Source organism: Lamprocystis purpurea DSM 4197 (assembly GCF_000379525.1).
GTDB lineage: Bacteria > Pseudomonadota > Gammaproteobacteria > Chromatiales > Chromatiaceae > Thiodictyon > Thiodictyon purpureum.
Genome location: NZ_KB902547.1, coordinates 1 through 20998 on the forward strand (window position 1 = coordinate 1; position 20998 = coordinate 20998).

Annotated in this window: 15 protein-coding genes; 4 read left to right on the plus strand and 11 right to left on the minus strand. The window is 68.9% G+C overall.

Annotated features, from left to right (window positions below; all coding sequences use genetic code 11):
* Positions 1-285: 285 nt before the first annotated feature.
* Positions 286-1536: a lipoprotein-releasing ABC transporter permease subunit gene (locus A39O_RS0127550; RefSeq protein WP_020507884.1), complete on the plus strand. Its 1251-nt coding sequence runs from the start codon at positions 286-288 to the stop codon at positions 1534-1536.
* A complete protein-coding gene (lolD, locus tag A39O_RS0127555) occupies positions 1529-2269 on the plus strand; it encodes a lipoprotein-releasing ABC transporter ATP-binding protein LolD (RefSeq protein WP_040528950.1) in 741 nt (246 codons plus the stop codon). Before A39O_RS0127550 ends, lolD begins: the two co-directional genes overlap by 8 nt.
* Here the strand turns inward: lolD and A39O_RS0127560 are convergent.
* Positions 2200-2766, minus strand: a complete 567-nt coding sequence (locus A39O_RS0127560) for a DUF2062 domain-containing protein (protein ID WP_020507886.1) — start codon at positions 2764-2766, stop codon at positions 2200-2202. The two genes, lolD and A39O_RS0127560, sit on opposite strands and share 70 nt — an antisense overlap.
* Before the next feature lie 77 nt (positions 2767-2843).
* Between A39O_RS0127560 and A39O_RS0127565 the strand changes: the two genes are divergently transcribed.
* Complete coding sequence (locus A39O_RS0127565; protein ID WP_020507887.1) at positions 2844-5228, plus strand: DNA internalization-related competence protein ComEC/Rec2; 2385 nt, start codon at positions 2844-2846, stop codon at positions 5226-5228.
* A 155-nt stretch (positions 5229-5383) separates the two neighbouring features.
* On the opposite strand, the gene serS is transcribed toward A39O_RS0127565, so the two are convergent.
* Complete coding sequence (gene serS, locus A39O_RS0127570) at positions 5384-6655, minus strand: serine--tRNA ligase (protein ID WP_020507888.1); 1272 nt, start codon at positions 6653-6655, stop codon at positions 5384-5386.
* A gap of 255 nt (positions 6656-6910) precedes the next feature.
* A complete protein-coding gene (locus A39O_RS0127575) occupies positions 6911-7543 on the minus strand; it encodes a DUF938 domain-containing protein (RefSeq protein WP_020507889.1) in 633 nt (210 codons plus the stop codon).
* A gap of 1788 nt (positions 7544-9331) precedes the next feature.
* On the opposite strand from A39O_RS0127575, the gene A39O_RS0127585 reads away from it, so the two are divergent.
* Entirely contained in the window at positions 9332-11059 is a 1728-nt protein-coding gene (locus A39O_RS0127585; protein WP_245561995.1) for an SUMF1/EgtB/PvdO family nonheme iron enzyme, read from the plus strand.
* Between the two features lie 130 nt (positions 11060-11189).
* On the opposite strand, the gene A39O_RS43000 is transcribed toward A39O_RS0127585, so the two are convergent.
* The 8 genes from A39O_RS43000 to A39O_RS0127625 all read right to left on the minus strand — a co-directional run bounded on the left by A39O_RS43000 (position 11190) and on the right by A39O_RS0127625 (position 20997).
* Positions 11190-11360: a type II toxin-antitoxin system VapC family toxin gene (locus A39O_RS43000; protein ID WP_020507892.1), complete on the minus strand. Its 171-nt coding sequence runs from the start codon at positions 11358-11360 to the stop codon at positions 11190-11192.
* A gap of 74 nt (positions 11361-11434) precedes the next feature.
* Positions 11435-11665, minus strand: a complete 231-nt coding sequence (locus A39O_RS0127595; RefSeq protein ID WP_020507893.1) for a hypothetical protein — start codon at positions 11663-11665, stop codon at positions 11435-11437.
* Positions 11666-11820: 155 nt separating this feature from the next.
* Positions 11821-15354, minus strand: coding sequence for an SUMF1/EgtB/PvdO family nonheme iron enzyme (locus tag A39O_RS0127600; RefSeq protein ID WP_157640458.1), 3534 nt, complete (start codon positions 15352-15354; stop codon positions 11821-11823).
* Positions 15355-15847: 493 nt separating this feature from the next.
* On the minus strand, positions 15848-16189 hold the full coding sequence (locus tag A39O_RS35485) for a DUF4351 domain-containing protein (protein WP_026199785.1): 342 nt from the start codon (positions 16187-16189) through the stop codon (positions 15848-15850).
* 73 nt (positions 16190-16262) lie between these two features.
* Complete coding sequence (locus A39O_RS0127610; protein WP_020507896.1) at positions 16263-16901, minus strand: thioredoxin family protein; 639 nt, start codon at positions 16899-16901, stop codon at positions 16263-16265.
* Entirely contained in the window at positions 16901-19012 is a 2112-nt protein-coding gene (locus tag A39O_RS0127615) for a protein-disulfide reductase DsbD family protein (protein ID WP_020507897.1), read from the minus strand. Before A39O_RS0127615 ends, A39O_RS0127610 begins: the two co-directional genes overlap by 1 nt.
* Positions 19013-19285: 273 nt before the next feature.
* Positions 19286-19789 (minus strand): hypothetical protein, encoded by a 504-nt coding sequence (locus A39O_RS0127620; protein WP_157640459.1) that lies wholly within the window; start codon positions 19787-19789, stop codon positions 19286-19288.
* Positions 19790-19905: 116 nt separating this feature from the next.
* Positions 19906-20997: an HlyD family secretion protein gene (locus A39O_RS0127625; protein ID WP_020507899.1), complete on the minus strand. Its 1092-nt coding sequence runs from the start codon at positions 20995-20997 to the stop codon at positions 19906-19908.
* Position 20998: the final 1 nt, after the last annotated feature.

A 20998-nucleotide genomic window follows, 5' to 3' on the forward strand; every position in this document is an offset into this window, starting at 1 on the left:
CCCGATCTTCGGCAGCGCGCCCAAGTAGTGATGGGCATCCATCAGGGCCTGGAAGCGCGCCTCCTCGGGCGCGGCGACGGGTTCGACGATGACTTCGCGGAGATTCACGCATGCGCGCTCGGGCAGCAGGGGGCCGACGCGCTTTATACCCGAGCGGCCGGGCAGTGTCCAGAGTCGAGGACAACCGCACGTTGAATCACTGAAAGTTAGCTAGAACGGTTTAGCCCTGGTTCGCGGCGCGCGTCTCCGGACAAGGAGCCGCCCTTTATGGTTTAATGCCGCCCCATGTTTCATCCCCTCCCCCTCTATATCGGCCTGCGCTACACCCGCGCGAAGCGCCGCAACCATTTCATCTCGTTTATCTCGCTGGTCTCCATGCTGGGGATCACGCTCGGCATCATGGCGTTGATCGTGGTGCTGTCGGTGATGAACGGGTTCCACCAGGAAATCCGCGAGCGGATCCTGTCGATGGCCTCCCATGCGACCCTGTCCGACCCCTACGGCGGCGGCATGACCGACTGGCGCGAGGGACTGGCGAAAGTCCGCGTTCACCAGGATGTGGTGGGCGCCGCACCCTTCGTGGAGGTGCAGGCCATGCTGGTCGGCCCGTCCAACGTGAGTGGGGCGCTGGTGCGCGGCATCCTGCCGGTCGATGAGGATCAGGTGTCGGACCTGCGCCACCAGATGGAAAGCGGGTCGGTGGACGATCTGATCCCCGGCGAATTCCGCATCATCCTGGGTGAAGAGCTCGCCGCCTATCTGGGGGTGGGTCCGGGCGACAAGGTCACCGTGGTCACCCCTCAGGTGACCGCCACCCCGGTCGGCGTGATGCCGCGGCTCAAGCGGTTCACCGTGAGCGGGATTTTTTCGGTCGGCATGGCGGACTATGACCGCAGCGCGGCCTTCATCCAGATGGACGACGCGGCCAAGCTGATGGCGCTGGGCGACGGCGTCACCGGCATCCGGCTCAAGCTCACCGACATGTGGGAGGCCCCCCGCACGGCACTGCAGATCGCCGAGGATCTGGGCGGCGTCTATCGCGTGGTCGACTGGACGCAGGTCCACGCCAATTTCTTCCGGGCGCTGGCGGTCGAGAAGCGGATGATGAGCATCATCCTGTTCCTGATCGTCGCGGTGGCGGCCTTCAATATCGTCTCCGCGCTGGTCATGGTGGTCACGGACAAGCGCTCCGATATCGCGGTGTTGCGTACCCTGGGCGCCTCGCCGGGCACCGTGATGCGCATTTTCATCGTCCAGGGCACCGCCATCGGGCTGGTGGGCACCCTGATGGGGGTCATCGTCGGCGTGCTGTTCGCCATCAATCTCGAAGCGATCGTCGGTTTCGTCGAGGCCGCCTTCAACGTGCACTTCCTCGACCCGAGCATCTACTACATCAGCGATCTGCCGTCCGATGTCCATTGGCAGGACGTGGTGCTGATCGCTGGCTCGGCCTTCATCATGTCCGTACTCGCGACCCTGTATCCAGCCTGGCGCGCGGCCAACACTCAGCCTGCCGAGGCGCTGCGCTATGAATAACCCGCCACCTGACGCAGACGGGTCCGCGGCCCCACCGGTGCTGGACATCCAAGGGCTCGGGAAGACCTTCAGCGAGGGACCCCAGGAAGTCGAAGTGCTCCGCGGGGTGAACCTGCAGGTGGCTTCCGGCGCCCGGGTCGCCATCGTCGGCTCATCGGGCTCCGGCAAAAGCACCCTGCTGCACTGCATCGGCGGGCTCGACCGGCCCACCGCCGGGCGGGTCAGTTGGCTGGGTCAAGATATCGGGCACCTCTCGGAGGCGCGGCGCGGGCGCTTGCGCAACCGGCATCTGGGCTTCGTCTATCAGTTTCACCACCTGCTGCCGGAGTTCACGGCCGTCGAGAACGTAGCCATGCCGCTGCTGATCGGCGGCGCGTCGCCGGCCGAGGCGCGGGCCAAGGCCGAGGCGATCCTCGCGCGGGTCGGGCTGACGCAGCGCGGCACCCACAAACCGTCCGAACTCTCCGGCGGCGAGCGCCAGCGCGCGGCCATCGCCCGCGCCCTGGTGACCCGCCCGGCCTGCCTGCTGGCGGACGAACCGACCGGCAATCTGGACCGCCACACGGCGGGCCAGGTTTATGAACTGATGCTGGAATTGAATGCGGCGATCGGCACCGCGCTGGTGATCGTCACCCACGACCTGAGCCTGGCCGGACGCATGGATCAGATCTGGCGGCTGGACGATGGCGTGCTGACCGCCGATTCGGATAAGGCCGCGGCCAGTTCCCGATAGCGCTGCTTGCGCCGCCGGATCTCCCGCACCAGGCGGCGGCGCCACAGCGCCTGTGCCCCGCAATACCCAAGGGCACTGCTGATGACGGCGCAGACCAACATGCCAAGCCCCAGCGGCGCCATCACCGCACTCCAGTTGTGCCAGTCGGTCCAGAAACCCAGGTCGAACCCCTTGGGTGCGACGCCCAGCAGCCAACTGCCCACCAGGTAGGCGAAATAGAACATGGGCGGGATGGTCAGCGGGTTGGTGATCCACACCAGCACCACCGCGAGCGGCAGGTTCACCCGCAGCACGATTGCCGCCGCCGCGGCCAGCACCATCTGGCCGAACGGCGGCATGAACATCATGAAGAACCCCACCGCGACAGCGCCGGAGACGGAGCGGCGGTTCAGATACCACAGTCGCGGATCATGCAGGCACTTGCCGAACACGGACAACTGGCGATTCTCCAGCAGCCGGCGCGGCGCGGGCATGTTGCGTTTGAGCCATTTTTTCACGTCGCGGTTTTGTCGTCTCAGGCGGCTTGAATCAATCCCGGATGGGTTGCCGATCAAACCGACCGACCGGGGATCCGATGGTACCGAGACCCTGTGACAGTTCCGCGAACGGCCCTCAACATCCGGCCAACCTGGCGCGCCTGGGGCTGGCGTTCGCGGTCGGGATCGGCTGCTTCTATTTGTCGCCGACCATGCCCCCGGCCTGGACCGCTGCCCTGCTCGGGGTTCTCGCGATCACGCTCGGCCTGGTCAAGCGGCCCCGCATCTGTCGCCCGCTGGCCGCACTCTGCGCCGGTGTCCTCTATGCACAGGCCCACACCGCGCTCCAACTCGCCAATCCGTTCCCGGACGCGCTCGCCCGCACGCCCATCACCATCGAGGGGCGCATCGCCTCGCTGCCCAGTGAGCTGGACCTGGGCCGCCGCTTCCTCTTCGCGGTCGAACAGGCCAGCGCCGACGGCCAACCCCTGCCCTTCACCGGTCTGGTGCGCATCTCCTGGTACGAGGACGCGCCGCGCCTGCGCGCCGGCGAGCGCTGGCGCCTGCCGGTGCGGCTCAAACCGCGGCACGGCTTCGCCAACCCCGGCGGATTCGACTTCGAGCGCTGGCTCTTCGCCCAGGGGATCAAGGCCACCGGCAGTGTGCGCCGCGGCGCGGGCGCCGAGCGACTCGATGCGGGACCCGGCCCTTACCCGCTGACGCGCGCCCGCCAGAACCTCAATGACCATCTGGCCGCGGTGCTGGGCGAGGCCCGCGCCCTGCCCCTGGTCCAGGCCCTGGTGACCGGCGATCAGTCCGGCTTCGAGCCGAGCGACTGGGACGCCATGACCCGCACCGGCACCAGCCATCTGGTCGCCATCTCCGGGCTGAATCTGGGGTTGATCGCGGCGGTTGCTTTCTTCCTCATCCGTTGGCTCTGGTCACGCCGGCCGCGGCTCACCCTGGCGCTGGCCGCCCCGCGCGCGGCAGCGGTCGGCGCCTTCCTCGCCGCCCTGGCCTATGCCGCCCTGGCCGGCTTCTCCGTGTCGACCCAGCGCGCCCTGATCATGGCTGCCGTGGTCTTCGCGGTCTTATTCTGGGAGCGGACACCGCGCCACTGGCACGCCCTCATTCTGGCCCTGATCGCGGTCCTGGTGGTCGACCCCAGGGCGGTGCTGGCCTACGGGTTCTGGCTGTCCTTCGCCGCGGTGGCGGTGCTGCTGTTCAATCTCGGGCAGCGCCTGCCCAGCCGCGACCTCTGGACCCGCTGGGGACGGGCGCAATGGGCCGTCGCGCTGGGCTTGCTGCCGCTCTTGCTGCTCCAGTTCGGCCGCGCCTCCGCCATCGCGCCGCTGGTGAATCTGGTGGCCGAACCACTCTTCACCCTGCTGCTGTTTCCGCTGGTGCTGGCGACCGCCCTGCTCAGCCTGGTGCCCGGACTAAGCCTGCCGCTGATTCTGACCGCGCACTTGCTCGACTGGTGTCTGACGGCCCTGGCCTGGATTGCGGCCTTTCCCTGGGCGGCCTTCGCCCCGCCCCTGGGTCCGCTCTGGGTCTGGCCGTTTGCCTTTCTCGGGGCGGCGCTGTTGCTGGCCCCGCGCGGCCTGCCGGGGCGCTGGCTGGGGCTGCCGCTGTTGCTGCCGCTGGCCCTGGTTCGACCGCCGGCGCCCGGTCCGGGCGAGGTCTGGTTCACGCTGCTGGATGTTGGTCAGGGGCTGAGCACGGTGGTCCGCACCCAGGCGGGCACCCTGGTCTACGATGCCGGCCCCAGTTTCCCGAGCGGATTCAGCACCGGCGCGGTCGTGGTCGCGCCATTTTTGGCCGCGCAAGGCATCGGCCAGGTGGACATGCTGGTGCTGAGTCACGCGGATCGGGATCATGCCGGCGGGGCGGCGGGGCTCATGGATCGGCTCCCCGTGCGGCGCGTGCGGAGCGGCGAGTCGGCAGCCTTGACCCGCCCGGGCGCCAAGCAATGCCGGGCGGGTGACGGCTGGGACTGGTCGGGAGTGCACTTTGAGTTCCTGCACCCACCGGTGCCGCAAGCCGGAGTGAAGGCACTCACGGGCAACGACGCCTCCTGCGTCCTGCGGATCGCGACCGGCAGCCGCGCGATCCTGCTGACCGGGGACATCGCTACCGGCATCGAGTCACGCCTGGTTGAGCAGTACGGCACCGGCCTGGCTGCCGATGTATTGGTCGCCGGACATCACGGCAGTTCGACCTCGACGGGGGCCGCGCTGCTGGATGCGGTCAATCCCCGGCTGGTGCTCTTCGCCGCCGGCTATGCCAATCCATTCGGTTTCCCGAGCACGGTGGTCGCAGAACGCCTCGCCGCGCGTGCCGTCCCCACGCTCAATACCGCGGTCACCGGCGCCATCGAACTGCGGTTCGGCGCCGACGGCGCGATCAGCGGACCCTGGACCTGGCGGGAGCGCTCAGGGCGCATCTGGACGCATCGCGCGAACCAGTCACCCGCGGACTGAGGTGATTTCCGCGAAAGAACCAACCCGTAGGAGCCCGCTTGCGGGCGACGGGTGGGGGCGACGGATGGGGCACAATGACTCGATTCCGGCAGGTCACGTCGCCCGCAAGCGGGCTCCTACGGATCGCGATCCACCCGACCGATTTCCGGACATCATCAAAGCACCTCACTCCCGCCCAAATAAGGCCGTAAAGCCTCCGGCACCCCGATCCGCCCGTCCGCCTGCTGATAGTTCTCCAGCACCGCCACCAGGGTCCGGCCCACCGCGAGTCCGGACCCGTTCAGCGTATGCAGCAGTTCCGGCTTGCCGGTCTCGGGATTGCGCCAGCGCGCCTGCAGGCGGCGCGCCTGGAAGTCGCCGAAGTTGCTGCACGAGGAAATCTCGCGATAGGTCTGCTGACCGGGCAGCCAGACTTCCAGGTCATAGGTCTTGCGCGACGAAAAGCCCAGATCCCCGGTGCACAGGGTCACCACCCGATAGGGCAGCCCCAGCCGCTGCAGCACCATCTCGGCATGACCAGTCAGCGCCTCGTGCGCCTGCGCCGACTCCGCGGGCGGCACCGCCTGCACCAGCTCCACTTTCTCGAACTGATGCTGACGGATCATGCCGCGCGTGTCTTTGCCGTAGGAGCCCGCCTCGCTACGGAAGCACGGCGTATGCGCGACCCATTTGCGCGGCATGGCATCCGCCTCCACGATGACATCGCGCACCAGATTGGTCACCGGCACCTCGGCGGTGGGGATCAGATAGAGGGGCTTCTCCCCCGGCACCTTGAACAGATCGGCCTCGAATTTGGGCAACTGACCGGTACCGAAAAGGCTCTCCGCGTTGACTAGATAGGGGACATAGACCTCGGTGTAGCCGTGCTCACGGGTATGCAGATCGAGCATGAACTGGATCAGCGCCCGCTGCATCCGCGCCAGGGGTCCGGACAACACGACGAAGCGCGCGCCCGACACCTTGGATGCCGCGTCGAAATCCATCCAGCCCAGCGCGGTCCCCAGGTCGACATGATCCTTGGGGGCGAAGTCGAATCGGGTCGGCTCGCCCCAGCGGCGCTCCTCGCGGTTGGCGCGCTCATCCCGGCCGTCCGGCACGCTCGCATCCGGCAGATTCGGCAGACTCAGCGCGATCTCGGTCAGTTCCTGCTGGATGGCATTCAGTCGCTCCTCCGCCGCCTTGAGCCCCTCGCCCAGATCCGCCACCGCCGCCAGCAGGGGCGCCGTGTCCTCCCCCGCCGCCTTGGCCCGGCCGATCGCCTTGGAGCGCGTGTTACGTTCGTTCTGCAGCTCCTGCACCCGCACCTGCAAGCCCTTGCGCTCACCCTCCAGGGCGTCGAGACGGGCGGTATCCAACTGCAACCCGCGGCGGGCCAGTTGAGTGGCGACCAGATCCAGGTCGGTACGAAGCAGGCGGGGGTCTAGCACGGGAAGTCACCAATCTTGGCAGGAGAAAGCAGGAGGCCGGGGTTACGCGGCCGATGTCGAGGTGAATTCTACACCGGGCGGCAGGGCCGGAACCGGAGTCCGATCGGTGTCGGTTGGGGTGAGGAACGAACCCCAACATGTCCACCCGCCGATGGTTGAATGTTGGGGTTCCTTCGTCACCCCAACCTACGCCCTGTCGTCGACCTTGCGCGGTCAGTGTAGGTTGGGGTGAGGAACGAACCCCAACATTTCCAATTACCCCTGATCCGCGACAGCCGCCGCCCGCCGCTGCCACACCAGTGTCCGGTTGTTGACCGGCATCGGGTGATCGGCGATCAGGTCCAGGCCCGCCTGATCCGCCAGCCGCCGCAGAGCGTCCAGATCCCGCACCCCCATCCGCGGGTCCTGCGCCCGCAGCGCGGCGTCGAAGCGCGCATTACTCGCGCTGGTATGGCGCCCGCCGTCACTGAAGGGGCCATAGAGGGCGAACAGCGCCCCCGGGGGCAGCAGCCGGCCCACCCCGCGAAACATCAGGACCACCTCCGGCTCCCCCATGATATGCGCGGTGTTGGCGCTGAACACCCCGCCCACCGGACCCGGCGGCCAGTCACCGGTCACATCCAGGCGCAGCGGGTCCGGCAGATTGGGTAATTGCGCGTCCGCCAGCCACAGCCGGATACCCGGCAGATGGGCCGCAACATCGCTGGTCTGCCAGGTCACGTGCGGCAGGCGGGCGGCGAAATAGACCGCGTGCTGACCGGTGCCGCTGCCGATCTCCAGCACCCGACGCGCCTGGGCGAACAGCGGAGCGATCACGGCAAAGATCGGCGCCTGGTTCTCGACGCAGGACTCGGCGAAGGGTTTGTGGGGAAAGCGGTGATGGGTCATTGGTGCTTGTCGTCTCCGTCGTTGTCGTTGTCGTTGTCGTAATCGTAATCGAAGTGATGATTCCCGTGAGGACGCTCCCACCCCGCGTCGGCCTGGATCGTCGGTCCAACCACAAAAAAACCGGAGGTCGAGACTCACCGTGAAAGTCGCGCAGCGACCCCGTGGGAGCGGCGTCCCGCCGCGATGGGGCCGGGCGTGTCACCGCAGCGTTCGAGGTCACCGCGGCACCGCATCGCGGCGGGACGCCGCTCCCACGGGGGACAGGCTGGAGCGGCCCGGCGGCGTCCCCCACCGGCCCGGATTCCGGCCGCCCTCACCACCACCACCGTGTCGACGCGTTGGCCCGTTTGGTAAGGCACTGATACACTTGCCGCACCTCCACCTGTAGAACCAGCACCGGATGTCCGCCACCGCGACCGACCGCCCCGTGCGCCTGCTGCACCTATCCGATTGCCGGTTCCGCGCCGACCGCGCCAGGGAGGCTGACCCGGTACTGCGCGACTTGGCCCGTTTCATCGCCGCCGAGGTCGCAGGCGGATTGGCGCCGGACCTGGTGGTCATCACCGGGGACCTGGGGTATTCCGGCAAGGCCGAGGAATATCAACCGGGGCGCAAGCACAAGTCCGAGGAATTGCCTTGCTCCGCCCAGGGCGTGCCGGGATCAGGACCGGGACTTGCTGCTCGGACGCTACCAGGTCAACCAAACCGTGCTGCACCAGGACGCCGAGGGCGCGGACTGGCGCATCGCCCTCATGCACCATCCTTGGGACGACCTGGCAGCATTCGATTCCAACGAGGCACGCCAGACCATTCACCTGCACTGCGATCTCCTGCTGCACGGCCACCGGCGCGAGCCCCTGGCCTGCCGCGTGATGCCCCCGGACTCCCGCCGCGCCTGCCTGGAACTCGCCCCCGGATACGTCAACACCGGCCGCGGCGACCCCAACCGGTTCCAGTGGATCGAGTTGTATCCCCAGCCCCGGTGCGTCCGCGTCCTGTTCCGCCTCCGCAACCAGGGTGCCTGGCAGCCGGACTATAACCAGTCGGGCGGCGCGGTGGACTTCGCCCTGGACCAACCGCCAACCGCCAACACCGCAACCCAGTCCGCCCGCACCCCCGAGGTCCCCGCCGCCTATCTCGCCTGGCTGCATCGCCGCTATGCCGATTTCGACCTGCTCGGCAAGGGCCTGAAGCAAGGCCAGGCGATTCGCCTGAGCCAGGTGTATGTCCCCGCCGTGACGACGCCGACCGCCGACGCGGCGGGGCCGGACCTGGAGTCTGCCCGGAGCCAGACGAACCGCGCCGACCGACCGGAGCAACCACCGCCGGCCCTGCTGTTGGAGCGTATCGACCGCCAGTCGCTCTACTGCCCGGCCGCCGCCGGTGCCGGCAAAACCACCTTCTGTCGCTGGGCGGTGTTGCGGGCCAGCGCCGGGGAACCCGGCGTCGGCCATGCGACACCGCCGCCCGCGGGCTTCGCGGAGCAGCCGCCCGCGGGGCTGCACGGCCGGCTGCCGCTGCTCGTGCCCTTGTGGGACCTGTGGCCGAACATGGAGTGCGGCCACGGACGCGGCAATTGGCATCGCCCCCAACTCGAAGAAGCCCTCGCCCAGTGGGGCGATCGCATCCAGCCGGACGGTCTTACCGGCGCTCTGCTCAAGGCCCACCTTGCCGCGGGCACCGCCTTTCTGCTGCTCGACGGCCTGGACGAGGTCCCGGTCTGCGAGACCCGTGACGGCCGGCCCATCTACCCCCGCGGGCCTGTTGCTCAGCGGCCTGATCGCGGCCTTGCCGGACTGGGAGCGGGCCGGCAACCGCACCCTGCTGACCAGCCGACCCTATGGCCTGGACGAACAGGAGTTGAACCGGCTGGGCCTCGCCCGGGCCCCGCTGGAGCCGCTGCCCGCGGCGCTGCAAACCCTGTTCATCACCCGCTGGTTCCAGACGCTGGACAAGCCCGAACTGGCCCCGGAACTGCGGCGCAGTCTCGGCGAGCAGGACCTGGCGCCGCTCACGGAAAACCCTCTGCTGCTGACCGCGCTCTGTGTCATCTACTACGACGGCGGCCGCCTGCCTGGAGACCTCTGGAGTCTCTATGCCGCCATCTGCGACAACGTGCTGCATAACCGCTATCTGGACAAGGTCGCCGAGCGCCCGCTGGCCCTGGCCCGGCTGGAAGCCATCGCCTACGGCATGCATACCGGCGAGGGGCTCCATGAGCACCGCGGCACACCCCAACGGTTCGCCACGGAGGACGAGATCGCGCAGTTGCTGCGGGACTTCGCCAAACTGGACGGCAAATACGAGCAGGGCCAGGTGGCGCCCGTGGCCTGGCGCGAGGACCTGTTGACCAAGTCCGGGCTGTTGTTGCCGCAGTCGCAGCGGCGGGCCGCCTTCTACCATCTGAGCATCCAGGAGTTTCTGGCCGCCGAGCGCATCGCCCGCAACCGCGGGGACGACGCGGCGCTGCACCGGATCTTCCGGTCACGCTGGGACGTGTCGGAGTGGCGGTTGACGCTGCTGTTCCTGTTCGCCGGCCTGGCCTTCCATCATCGCTCCTCACCCACCGCGGCCTTGGACTTGTTGGCCGGCCTCGCGCGGGAACTCGATCGCGCCAAGCTCAAGGTCAACCCGGCCCCGGCGGTCTTCGTGGCCGAGGCCCTAGGCCTGTGTCTCACGAAGAAGGCTTTGCCGGACGAACTCGCCACGGGCTTCCGCCGAACCTGCCTGGACGCCATCGCCGACGCGGTCGAGGTCAAGGCGCGCCAGACCCTGGGGCTCTGCCTGGGCCGGCTCGGCGATCCGCGCATCGCCGACCTACGCGACCCCAAGGCCTATGTCGAGGTTCCGGCTGGAGTCTATGTCTACGGCAACCAGAACGAGAAGCTCCGCATTGAGGCTCCCTTCCTGCTCTCACGTTACACGGTGACCAACAGTCAATACCGCGTCTTCATGGACGCTGGCGGCTATGCAAACCGGCGTTGGTGGTCCGACGAGGGCTGGGCTTGGTTGCAACAGGCGGGTGTCACCGAACCGGCCTTGTGGCAAGACCGCCGCTGGAACGTCGCCAATCAACCGGTGGTCGGCGTGTCCTTCTGGGAGGCTCAAGCCTGTTGCCGCTGGGCCGGGGGACGGCTGCCGACCGAGCGGGAATGGGAGGCCGCCGCCCGCGGCCCGCAGGGGTACGAGTACCCTTGGAGCGGCAGGTGGGAGGACGGGATCTGCAACAGCTATGAGGCAAAGCTCGGGGTCACCTCTTCGGTCGGGCTCTTCCCCCGTTCGGCGCAAGCACAGCTTGGCCTGGAGGACTTGGCGGGCAACTGTTGGGAGTGGTGCGACGATTTCGGTTTTGAAGAGAACAAGCGGGAAGTCTGGTCGCCGCGCGTGCTGTGCGGCGGTGCCTTCGACGTCGAGGGCTGGGGCCTGCGCTCCACGGTCCGGTTCAGGATCGTGCCCCAGTTCCACGAAATGGACATCGGGTTCCGCTGCGTCCTGGCCGCGCGCCGCCAGCCTTGACCCGCCCGTTTACGAAACTCGAGCTTCGTAACCCACCCCCGAAGCCCCAGCTTCACGAACCAAGCCAGGAAAATGGGCTTTCGTTGGGCCGTGATCTCTTTGGATTCCACCTGTGCTCTTCGCCAGGCCCCTACCAAAGCCGCCGAACGCCATAGCTGAGAAACTGCCCGTCGCTCGACACCAGGATCAACCCCTCTTCGATCGCCTGTGCGATCAGCAGGCGGTCGAAAGGATCGCGATGGTGCGCCGGCAGGTCGGCGAGCCGGTCGATGTGCCGGAGACTGATCGGCAGGATCTGCAAGCCCGTAGGTTGGGGTGAGGAACGAACCCCAACATCCCGGCCGCCGATCGTTGGGGTTCGTTCCTCACCCCAACCTACCGGACTTCGCCCAGCCAGAACCCATCCGGCAACGGCGCGTTGAAGTCGTCAGACATGCGCACCTGGCCGCGGAATTGGCCGAATCGCCGCGGGTTTCCCGCCGGGGCATCCGCAGCAGTCGCGATCAATACCCGGACATGGGCTCGCCGACGGGCATAGCCCGCGGGCAGGCGCACATGGATCTCGTTGTTCTCATCGACATCCACATCGAGTTCGATCGACTGCATGGGTTTGGCTCTAGGTCAATAGGATGGCTCAGGATACCGCTTTCGTTCCTTGCGAACTGCCGGGGGTTGCGGTTGCGGGTCATTGCCGGTGTTCCGCGGGTAGCTGGTCGTTGCCGGTCTCTGGAAGCTGGCGCTTCGTAACCAGAGGGGGCGGGTCAAGGCTGGCGGCGCGCGGCCAAGACGCAGCGGAACCCGACGCCCCCGTACCGGCCCCCGGACCCGTCCCCGACCCGGCCCGACGAGCGCAGGAACCTGGCCCCGACGCTGAAGGCACTGCCGCGCAAGACGCGCGGCGACCCGCCATCGCCTGTGGTAAGCGGATCGGCGACCAGCCCTTGGCTCTGACACTGCCCGTAGAAGTCCTCGCGAACAGCGTCGAAGCACCATTCCAGCACGTTGCCGGCCAGATCCAGAATACCCTCGGGCGTGCAGTCGCCGGTGAAGATGCCCACCGGGCTCGGTGCCCCGACCTTGGCCGCGTCGAAGTTGGCACGCTGCGCATCGGGCGCTTCGTCGCCCCAGGGATAGCGTCGTCCCGCCTCACCACGGGCGGCGTACTCCCACTCGGCCTCGGTGGGCAAACGGACCACGCGATCCGCGGGCAGCAGGACGGTCCCCTTGGTGCCCTGGGGCCGCGCCAGGCGATCAGTCAGCCAGGCGCAGAAGGCCGTCGCCTGATACCAGGAGACGTTCACCACCGGGCGGCTGGGGTGGACCTGCTGGTCATCCCAGTCATCCGGCGCGCTGTGCTGGTCCGCTCCGCCGGCGGCCCACCAGCGGGAGTCCTCGCAGTCCTCGTCTTCCAGGAATGCGGCGAACTCGGCGACGGTTACCGGGAAGCGCGCCATGGCGAAGGCGCTGACCTCAACCTCATGGACCGGGGCCTCGTCATCGTAAGCCTCGGGGTCATAGCCCGGGGCCTTCTTGCGCTTCTTCTGCGCACCCATCAGCAAGCGCCCGCCCGGCAGTTCGACCCAGCGCGCCGGCCGGTGCCAGCCGAGCCGCGGGTCCCCCGCCTGGGCCAGGGCGTCGGCCGCGGCAATGCGGTCCGGCAGCGGGATCGCCGGGGCCTGTACCGGGTCGAAGACGCCCAGGGCGGTGGTGAGGCACCGGGCGTAACGCGGGTCACCCGGCTGGTAGTGGAATGGGTCCAGATCGCGCACCAGGGCGCCCAGAAGGCCGGCGGCGCGGGCCTGATCCGCCAGGCCGGGGCCGCAGCCGTCGAGGACGGCGCCGAACAGTCCGTCCACCTTGTCGACGCCTTGCTCATGGAGCACCCCGCCGAGCAGCAGCACGGTCTCGCGCCACTCCGGGCGATAGAGGGCGGGGACCGCGGTGCCCCTGGGGCCGAGCAGCACGGCGTTGCGCTCGCCGTCCGCCAGGCCGGCCAGGGCCTGGGCGGCCAGGTATTCCTGAAAGGTCAGGTGCCAGAAGCGCAGTTGGTTGCCGCGGCGCACGAGGATGCCGCTGTCCTGTTCCTCATCGACCAGGAAGCGGTCGGCACACTCCAGCGGCCCAGGGTCGGCGGCGTCTCCGGCCCGAAAGCGGTGGGCGATACGCTCGGCCGCCCAGTGACGGGTGACCTGGACCTGCCGGCCCTGGGGATCAGCCTGCATGGCGAGCGCGAGGTCTTTCAGCAGTTGGCGGCAGCGCTGCGCCGGGGCCCGGCCGGGGCGGGCCTCGCGCGCCTGGATCAGCCAGTTGAGGATGGATTCATAGAGTTCGGCGCGCTGTTCGGGCAACCGCTTGTCGTTCCAGTGCACGACGGCGAGCGCGGTGAGCATGACGGCGTTACGGGCCAGCCGGCGGATTTCGGGGCGGCAGTCGAGTGCGGCGGCGAGCGCCCGGCGATGGTCCTCGGCCTGGCGCGCGCTGTCGGGGAACAGGGCGCGGCTCCAGCGGCCGAGGAAGCGGGCGATAGCGGCGGGGTCCAGCCGGTCGATGGTGGTGTGCACGAAGCCGCTGAGCAGCGTCTCCTCCTGGAGCGCGGCGGGGCGGCTGGTGACCACCAGCGGGCAGTCGCGGTAGGCGCGGGCGACGCATTCGATGACCTCGACCAGGGTGCGGCGTCGGCTCTGATCGGGAGCCTCGTCCAACCCGTCGAGCAGGATCATGGCGTCGCCGGCGTTCAGCAACCGGCGGAAGTCGTCCGCGCCGAGCCCCAGGTTGTGGCCGCGGGCGTCGTCGGCCAGGAATTCGATCAGCCAGTCGGCGGTCCGCGCGCGGGCGGGGCCGCGGCGGCGCTCCTGTTGGCCGGCGATGAAGTCGAGCCAGTCGGTGATGCGCACCAGCAGCGGCAGACGCGCCCGCTCCAGACCCAGCTGCCGGGCGGCGGCATCCGGACCCGGCGCGCGCCCCAGCCGGTCCGCGGCCAGACAGTGCGCCACCCAGCGCAGGAAGGTGGTCTTGCCGCAGCCGGGGTCGCCGATGATGAGAAGACGGTGATGGATCAGGGCGGCGTGCAGCGGGCTGGCGCCGGGTCGATGGGCCGCGAGGCGCCCCTCCTGCCCCTGGCCGGCGCCACCGCCGCCGGTGGCCTGCAATTCGATATAGAGATCGGCGATGGGGATGCGGTTGGCCTCGGCCCGGCCGGTCTTGATCCCGCGGATGGCGAGGTTGGCGGTGTCCTCCCATAGGCTGTCGAGATAGCGGGTGGGGTCGGCGGGAGGCGGTTCGCGGCCGTTGATCGGCGGGTCCGGCGGCTGGACTAGGGCGAGGTCGAAGTCCGCCGCACCATCCGGGCAGCCTGGCTGATTGCGGTCGACGATCCATTCGCCCTTGATCCAGGCGCGGAACAGCACCCGGACCCGTCGCGGCTCAGGCCGGAGTTCGATCCATTGGAAGGCGTTGGGGTGCCGGCTGCCGTCATAGACAGAGCCGGCGGCCAGTTCCAGGCAGGCGCGGGCCGGATCGGGCGGCAGCACACGAAACGCCTCACCCGCGTGCAGGTGGCCGCGCAGCACGAGATCCCGGTCCAGGTGGATGATCTGGCGCGCTTCGTGGGTGTCGAACTCGGCCAGATAGTCCCAGGGGTGATGCAGCAGGGCGAGGCCCCAGTCGGCGCCCTCGGCGTCCGGGTGCAGCACGGTCTCATTGACCTGGTAGCGACCGAGCAGCAGGCGACCGCGGTCGTCGTCGCCGGACGCCATCCAGGCGGAGTCGAGGCCGGCGGCGTGCAGGCATTGACCCTGGATCTCGATGCGGCGCTGCCACCAGGGCCGGGGCTGGGGCTCGTCGAGCCAGGCGGCGTAGAAGTTGAGGTACTCGGTGTGGCGCTTGAGGAGCAGTTCACGCTCGCCTTGGTCTTGCAGCGTCTCGGCGATATCGTCCTGGGATAGCGCGCTCAGCAGACCATCCTGGATGCTGCGAACCCCCCGGCTGACGCGACGGCGATCCACATCGTGATTGCCGGGGACCAGCAGCAGGCGGTTCTGGGGCAACGGCTCGGGGCGCTCCTGATTCAGGGTCGACCATAGGGCGTCCAGCCAACTTCGCGCCAGCGCGTATTCGTCGGCCGTCCCGGCGTGAGCCAAATCGCCGGTGATCACCACCAGATCAGGAGCGAGCCCGGTTTTGATCTCAGCGGCGATAAAGGCGCGCAGGGCGCGCAGCACCGGGTCCGCATCCCAGGCCGTGCCGGCGCGGAAGTGAAGATCGGACAGATGCAGCAGGCGGATTGGCTGGGGCATGGCGGTGTTCGGCGTCCGGTGCAGGGTGTCCCGCGTCTGGTAGAACCGAAGCGTAGCGGCCGACAGGGCCGCACGGCAAGCGCGGCGCCTGGTCGCGGCCCGGTAGAGTGCTGACCGCGACAGGGTGGCTCCAGCGAACCGCATCCGGTTGAAGACGCATACCTCCAACTGGAGGCCGAGGCTTTAGCCGGCGGCCCCCACGCAAGGCAAGATACCGTCCTTCGGGCACCCTCCGGCTAACGACCAGCCACCCCGAACGATGCATGGCCCCCGCGCCCCCGTGGGAGCGGCGTCCCGCCGCGATGCGGTGCCGCGGTGACCTCGAACGCTGCGGTGACACGCCCGGCCCCATCGCGGCGGGACGCCGCTCCCACGGGGTCGCTGCGCGACCGTCGGCTCGGATGTCGATGCGACTTCAGTCGCACCGACTCGGACGCAGGTGCGACTGAAGTCGCGCCTACACTCACCGGTATCCAAATTGTCGGAAATCGCCTTAATCGACGATGTCATCAATGGTGTCGGCACTGAGCACCCGCTCGGACCACGCGAGCAGGGTGTCGGCATCGGCTTCGCTGACACGTTGTTGGATCTCGGGTGACGGGGGGCCGAACTTGAGGGTGAGTAGCCGCAGCAGGACGCGGGCTTCGCCGCGTTGCTCGCCGATTTGCACGCCGCGTTCTTCGGCCATGAGTTCAATGCTCATGACATAGGACATTTTCTGTTGCTCCTCAAGTGCGATCAGTTCGCCGCGCAGTTCAAGTTCAAGGGCCGGGGGCAGCCGCAGCATCCAATCGATGAGTCGGACGTGATCACCGGGCGTCGGGGCGGGTTTCAAACCCGCCCCTACAAAGAGCCCATAGGATGTGGCGCGGACCGGGCAGAGCCGGCCCGCGGCGACAGACGGCCCGTCAGTATTTTACCGAACAGCCATAGGGCCGGGTCACCGCGGTGGCGACCGGCTTGCCGGCGGCCAGGTCGGCGAGCGCGGCGCGGACATGGTTCTTGGCACCGGGGATGTCCGCCTGGCTGCTGGTCGGACGGTCGTCGATGCCGCCCATATAGACCAGGGTGCCGGTGGCGTCGATTACGTACAGGTGGGGCGTGGTCTGAGCGCCGTAGGCCTGGCCCATGGTGCCCGTGGGGTCGAGCAGGACGGCGGTGGGAGCGGCGACGCGGGTCTTGGTGAGCGCGTCGGCTTCGGCCGGGCTGACATTGCCTTGCTTGCCGGGCGCCGAGGAGATGACCGACAGCCAGAGCACGCCCTGACCGGTCGCCTCTTTCTGGAGGGCTTGCATGTTGCCGCTGTCATAGTGTTTGCGCACATAGGGACAGTCGTGGTTGGTCCACTCCAGGACGACGGTCTTGCCGGCGACCGCCGGGAGGTCCCAGGTCTTGCCGGTGGTGTCGGTGACGCTGAAGGCGGGTGCCGGCTGACCCACCTCCGGCTTGGCGCTGACCGCGGGTGCGCCCAGCACGGCGGCGAGTGCCAGGACGGCGAGCCACGGGGTTTTGATGGTGAAGATGGAACGGGAAGCGCGCATGGACATCATTCCTCTGGTTGGGATTGGTTTGGCGGAATCGTAGGGGCCAGGGCCGCGATGACTCCGGCCGGGGTCAGCACCTGGGACAGGACGCGCGGCGGCTCACCGGGCGGATAGAACACGTAGAGCGGCACGCCGTTGCGTCCGAAACCGGCCAGATAGTCGGTGATGGCGGCGTCCCGATTGGTCCAGTCGCCCTTGAGGTAGCGCACCTGGCCGCGCGCGAAGGCGGCGGCAACGGCGGCGGTGTCGAGCGCCACCCGCTCGTTGACCAGACAGGTGATGCACCAGGCGGCGGTCATGTTGACGAACACGGGCCGACCCTGGGCGCGCGCGGCGGCCAGTTGCTCCGGGGTATAGGGCTCGCTCACCAGACCGCTTGTGTGGGTGCCGCGGCCGGCCGCGGACGGCGCGACCGGGACGGACTGCGCCGTCAGCACCGCCAGCCACAGGGCGACGGCCAGCGCCGCCAGGGCGGCGGCACCGCCCGCCAGACGCCGACGGTCGGACCCCAGGGCGGTGCGCTCGCGCAGCCAGAGCCCGAAGGACAGCATCAGCAGCCCCGTGAGCACCAGCGCTACGCCGGTCGGTCCGGTCTGCACGCTCAGCACCCAGATCAGCCAGGCCGCGGTGGCGAACATCGGAAAGGCCAGCAACTGTTTGAGTGTGTCCATCCAGGCGCCCGGCCGCGGCAGCCGACGGGCCAGGAAGGGCACCGCGGACACCAGCAGGAAGGGCGCGGCCAAGCCCAGCCCCAGGGTGAGCAGGATCGCGAGCGCCGGCAGCCAGGGCAAGGTCACGGCATACCCCAGGGCCGCGCCCATGAAGGGCGCGGTGCAGGGGGCGGCGACCAGCGCCGCCAGCGCGCCGGTCCAGAAGGCCTCGGCCAGACCGTGCCCGCGACGGCCCGGCACTGCACCGCCCGCCAACCCCATCAGCCGGCCGCCCAGGGTCACGGCACCGGCCAGGCTCAGACCCAGCACCAGGAACAGATAGGCCAGACCGGCGACCACTGGCGGATACTGCAACTGGAAGCCCCAGCCCACGGCCGCCCCCCCGGCACGCAGGGCCAGCAGCAGCCCGGCGATCAGGCCGAAGAACACCAGCACGCCCGCGGTATAGGCCAGCCCCTGGCCGACCCGCGCGGCGGTGCCCAGCCCGGCTTGCTGCGCCAGACCCAGGGCTTTGATGGCGAGCACCGGGAACACACAGGGCATGAGATTCAGAATCAGTCCGCCGAGGAAGGCCATGCCCAGGGCCAGCGCCAGGCCGAGCGGCGGCGCCGCTACGTCGGTCGGCACCGCGGACGGCGCTGTGGGACTGAGCGTAAACGACTGCACCCGGCCGTCGTCCGCACGCGTGACCAGCACGCCGTCCGGGTCCGTCTGGCTGGACGCGGCCCCAGGCGTCAGGTCGATCAGCAGGCGCCCCGCATCCTCGCGCCACGGCTGCGGCGCGGCATGGTCGATCAGGCCCCAGACGCCGGAAAAATACCAGACCTCGGCCGGGCGCGCGCCCGTCCAGGGGACGGTCAGCCGCAGTCCGCCGCCGGCCGCGGCGGATGGACGATCCAGCACAGCGTCGGCGATCGTCCCCGTCGGCAGCCCGGCACGGGCGGCGGCAAAGGGCTCCGCGCTCGCGGGGTCCGCCGGCCCCGGCACGGCCGCGGTCGGCAGGGTCAGGTCCAAGACCGCCGACTCCGGCACGCAGAACTCCTCGCAGACCAGCCACTGCGCCGCCGCACGCAGCGTCAGCGGTGCGCCGATCGGCCAGTCGGCGGGCACTTGGATGGTCACCGGATGCAGGGCCCGGCCGGAATACCCGTAGTTCGCCAGCGGTCCGACCCGGATCAGTTCGGGATGGGGAAAGCCCAGCGGACCGGCCGTCACCCCGGCGGGCAGCGTCCACTCCACCCGCGGCGCCTCGCCGGAGTCACCGGGGTTGCGCCAGTAGGTGTGCCAGTGCGGCCGGATATCGAGCACCAGCAGCAACTCGGCCGGCTGGCCCGGCGCCGCGCTCTGGCGCTCGGCGAGCAGCCGCGCGGTCACATGCTCGGTCGTGACCGGGTTGGCCCAAGCGAGCCAGGGCAGGAACAGCAGGATGAGGAGCAGCGGCATTGGCGGCGAATCGACAACCCGAGGAGCGGTAAGTCCACCCAAGCTGGCGGCCGCGGCCGGTCAGGTCAAGGCCCGGCGGCGCATCGAGCGCCGACGGCGACCCTGTGGGAGCGGCCTCCGGCCGCGATGGGGCCGCGCGGGATCGCGACCATTAAGTGTTTCCCGTGGCGCCGCGTCGCGGCCGGAGGCCGCTCCCACGGGAGAGGGTCAGCGTGCGGGCTGGGTCATCGTCTTCCGATCACCTTGAGATGCATCACCGCACTGAAGCCTTGATCAGCCCTCGGACGGGCTGGCCCGCACGGCCGCGGATTCGAGATCGTCCTGACCGGCTTCAACGGAAGCGCTCTGGTCGCCGATGGTCAGGGTGATGCCCTGGTCGGGCAAATTGGGAAAGGCGTCGACACCGCTGATGCGCCGCCGGATCGTGCGGGGCTCACCCGCGGCGTCCAGGACCGGTGCGCCGTTGCTCTCCAGCAGGGGTTCGTTGACCCAATAGACGAAGTGGGTGTCACTGACCGCCTTGTGCTCGAGATACTGTGAAACCGCGGATTCGATCACCGGGACAGCAGCCACCAGCGACGCGGCAATCGCGGTCGCACTCACGCTTTCCACCAGCCCGTGACCGGGCTCGGCGGGGTCGCTCGGCGGCACTGCGTGCCAGTCGACCACCACGCCGATCTCGGCGAAGCTCAGTGCCTCCCGTAAACTGATCCGATTGTTGAGCCTGGCCTTGAGCCCAGGTGAAAACTCGACATAAATCCGCTGCGCGATATCCATGATCTTGCCTCTGCACTGCAAAGCGGGTTGAAAAATGCCGATGCGCATCGCACGGCCCGAACCTTCCTCAGGGGGCGGTGAGTGGCCGCCAAGGCTAACGGCCATCATATGGGACATCAAGCCACCCCGGAAGATGAAAGTCCCCCGTGGGAGCGGCGTCCCGCCGCGATGGGGCCGGGCGCGTAACCCGACCGTGCGGGGTGACCGCGGCATCCATCGCGGCGGGACGCCGCTCCCACGGGGTCGCTACGCGAGTCGGTCGGCCGCACCTGGCCGGCGGCGATGACGTTCTGGACCTCGGTGACGACCATCGGGACGATGACCCAGGGCTTGGCGATGCACGTCACCTCGCCGATCATGCCCACCTTCATCACCTGCGCCTCGATCTGCCCGAAACCGGCCAAGAGGGCCGTGACCTTGCGCTCCGGCACCAGGATGCCGGCGGGTCTGAGCATCGGGTTGACCACATCGCCCGGCCGCAACGCGAACTGCTGCAGAATCCCGTCGGTCCCGGCCACCACCAGGGTCTTCTTGAGGTCCACCTCGGCCTCGCGCAGCGCCGCCTCAGCGCTCGCCTTCTGGGCCGGCAGCTTGAACTCCATCTCCGAGACGACGGCCTCGCGGTTCGCCAGGGCCGCGTCGAGCGCACCCTGCTGGGTGTCGACTTGCACACGCACCCGATCGACGTCGCGCTCCGCGACCGAGCCGGGACTGCGGCGCTGCACTTCCGACCGGGCCGCGAGCTCGTCGATGGCCTGCTGGCGCGCGCCGCGCGCCTGGACGATACGGCCATCCGCTTCGGCGAGCTGGGACTTGGCCACGACCATCGCGGCCTCGACCTCGGCGACCTTGCGTTGGGCCGTTGCCACCGCGGCCTCCTGTTCGGTGCTGTCGAGCCGGAACAAGGGCTGCCCCGCTTCCACGCGTTGGTTCATGTCGACGAAGGTCTCAGCCACCCGGCCGCTCGTTTCCGGCAGGATCGTCACGGTGCGGTACACCGAGGTGGCGGCCTTGGTGGAGGGGTGAAAATAGAAGATCGTCGTGATCAGGCTCAAGGTCAGGATCAGGCAGAGGGTGATCCCCCAGCGCAGTTCGAACCAGACCGAGAACAGCGTGATCTCGTGCCCGATCCGCTTGCCCTGAACGAAGCGGCGAAACAGGAAATCCGGCAGGATCGTCAGCGATGAGCAGAGGAGAAGTTCAAACATC

What these genes read in the sequence shown, in the direction of transcription:
- A39O_RS0127625 (WP_020507899.1), bottom strand. Translation starts at nt 20,997, where the DNA reads ATGTTTGAACTTCTCCTCTGCTCATCGCTGACGATCCTGCCGGATTTC.
- A39O_RS0127550 (WP_020507884.1), top strand. Translation starts at nt 286, where the DNA reads ATGTTTCATCCCCTCCCCCTCTATATCGGCCTGCGCTACACCCGCGCG.
- A39O_RS0127610 (WP_020507896.1), bottom strand. Translation starts at nt 16,901, where the DNA reads ATGTCCATGCGCGCTTCCCGTTCCATCTTCACCATCAAAACCCCGTGG.
- A39O_RS0127565 (WP_020507887.1), top strand. Translation starts at nt 2,844, where the DNA reads ATGGTACCGAGACCCTGTGACAGTTCCGCGAACGGCCCTCAACATCCG.
- A39O_RS0127595 (WP_020507893.1), bottom strand. Translation starts at nt 11,665, where the DNA reads ATGCAGTCGATCGAACTCGATGTGGATGTCGATGAGAACAACGAGATC.
- A39O_RS0127600 (WP_157640458.1), bottom strand. Translation starts at nt 15,354, where the DNA reads ATGCCCCAGCCAATCCGCCTGCTGCATCTGTCCGATCTTCACTTCCGC.
- A39O_RS0127615 (WP_020507897.1), bottom strand. Translation starts at nt 19,012, where the DNA reads ATGCCGCTGCTCCTCATCCTGCTGTTCCTGCCCTGGCTCGCTTGGGCC.
- A39O_RS0127575 (WP_020507889.1), bottom strand. Translation starts at nt 7,543, where the DNA reads ATGACCCATCACCGCTTTCCCCACAAACCCTTCGCCGAGTCCTGCGTC.
- lolD (WP_040528950.1), top strand. Translation starts at nt 1,529, where the DNA reads ATGAATAACCCGCCACCTGACGCAGACGGGTCCGCGGCCCCACCGGTG.
- A39O_RS0127620 (WP_157640459.1), bottom strand. Translation starts at nt 19,789, where the DNA reads ATGGATATCGCGCAGCGGATTTATGTCGAGTTTTCACCTGGGCTCAAG.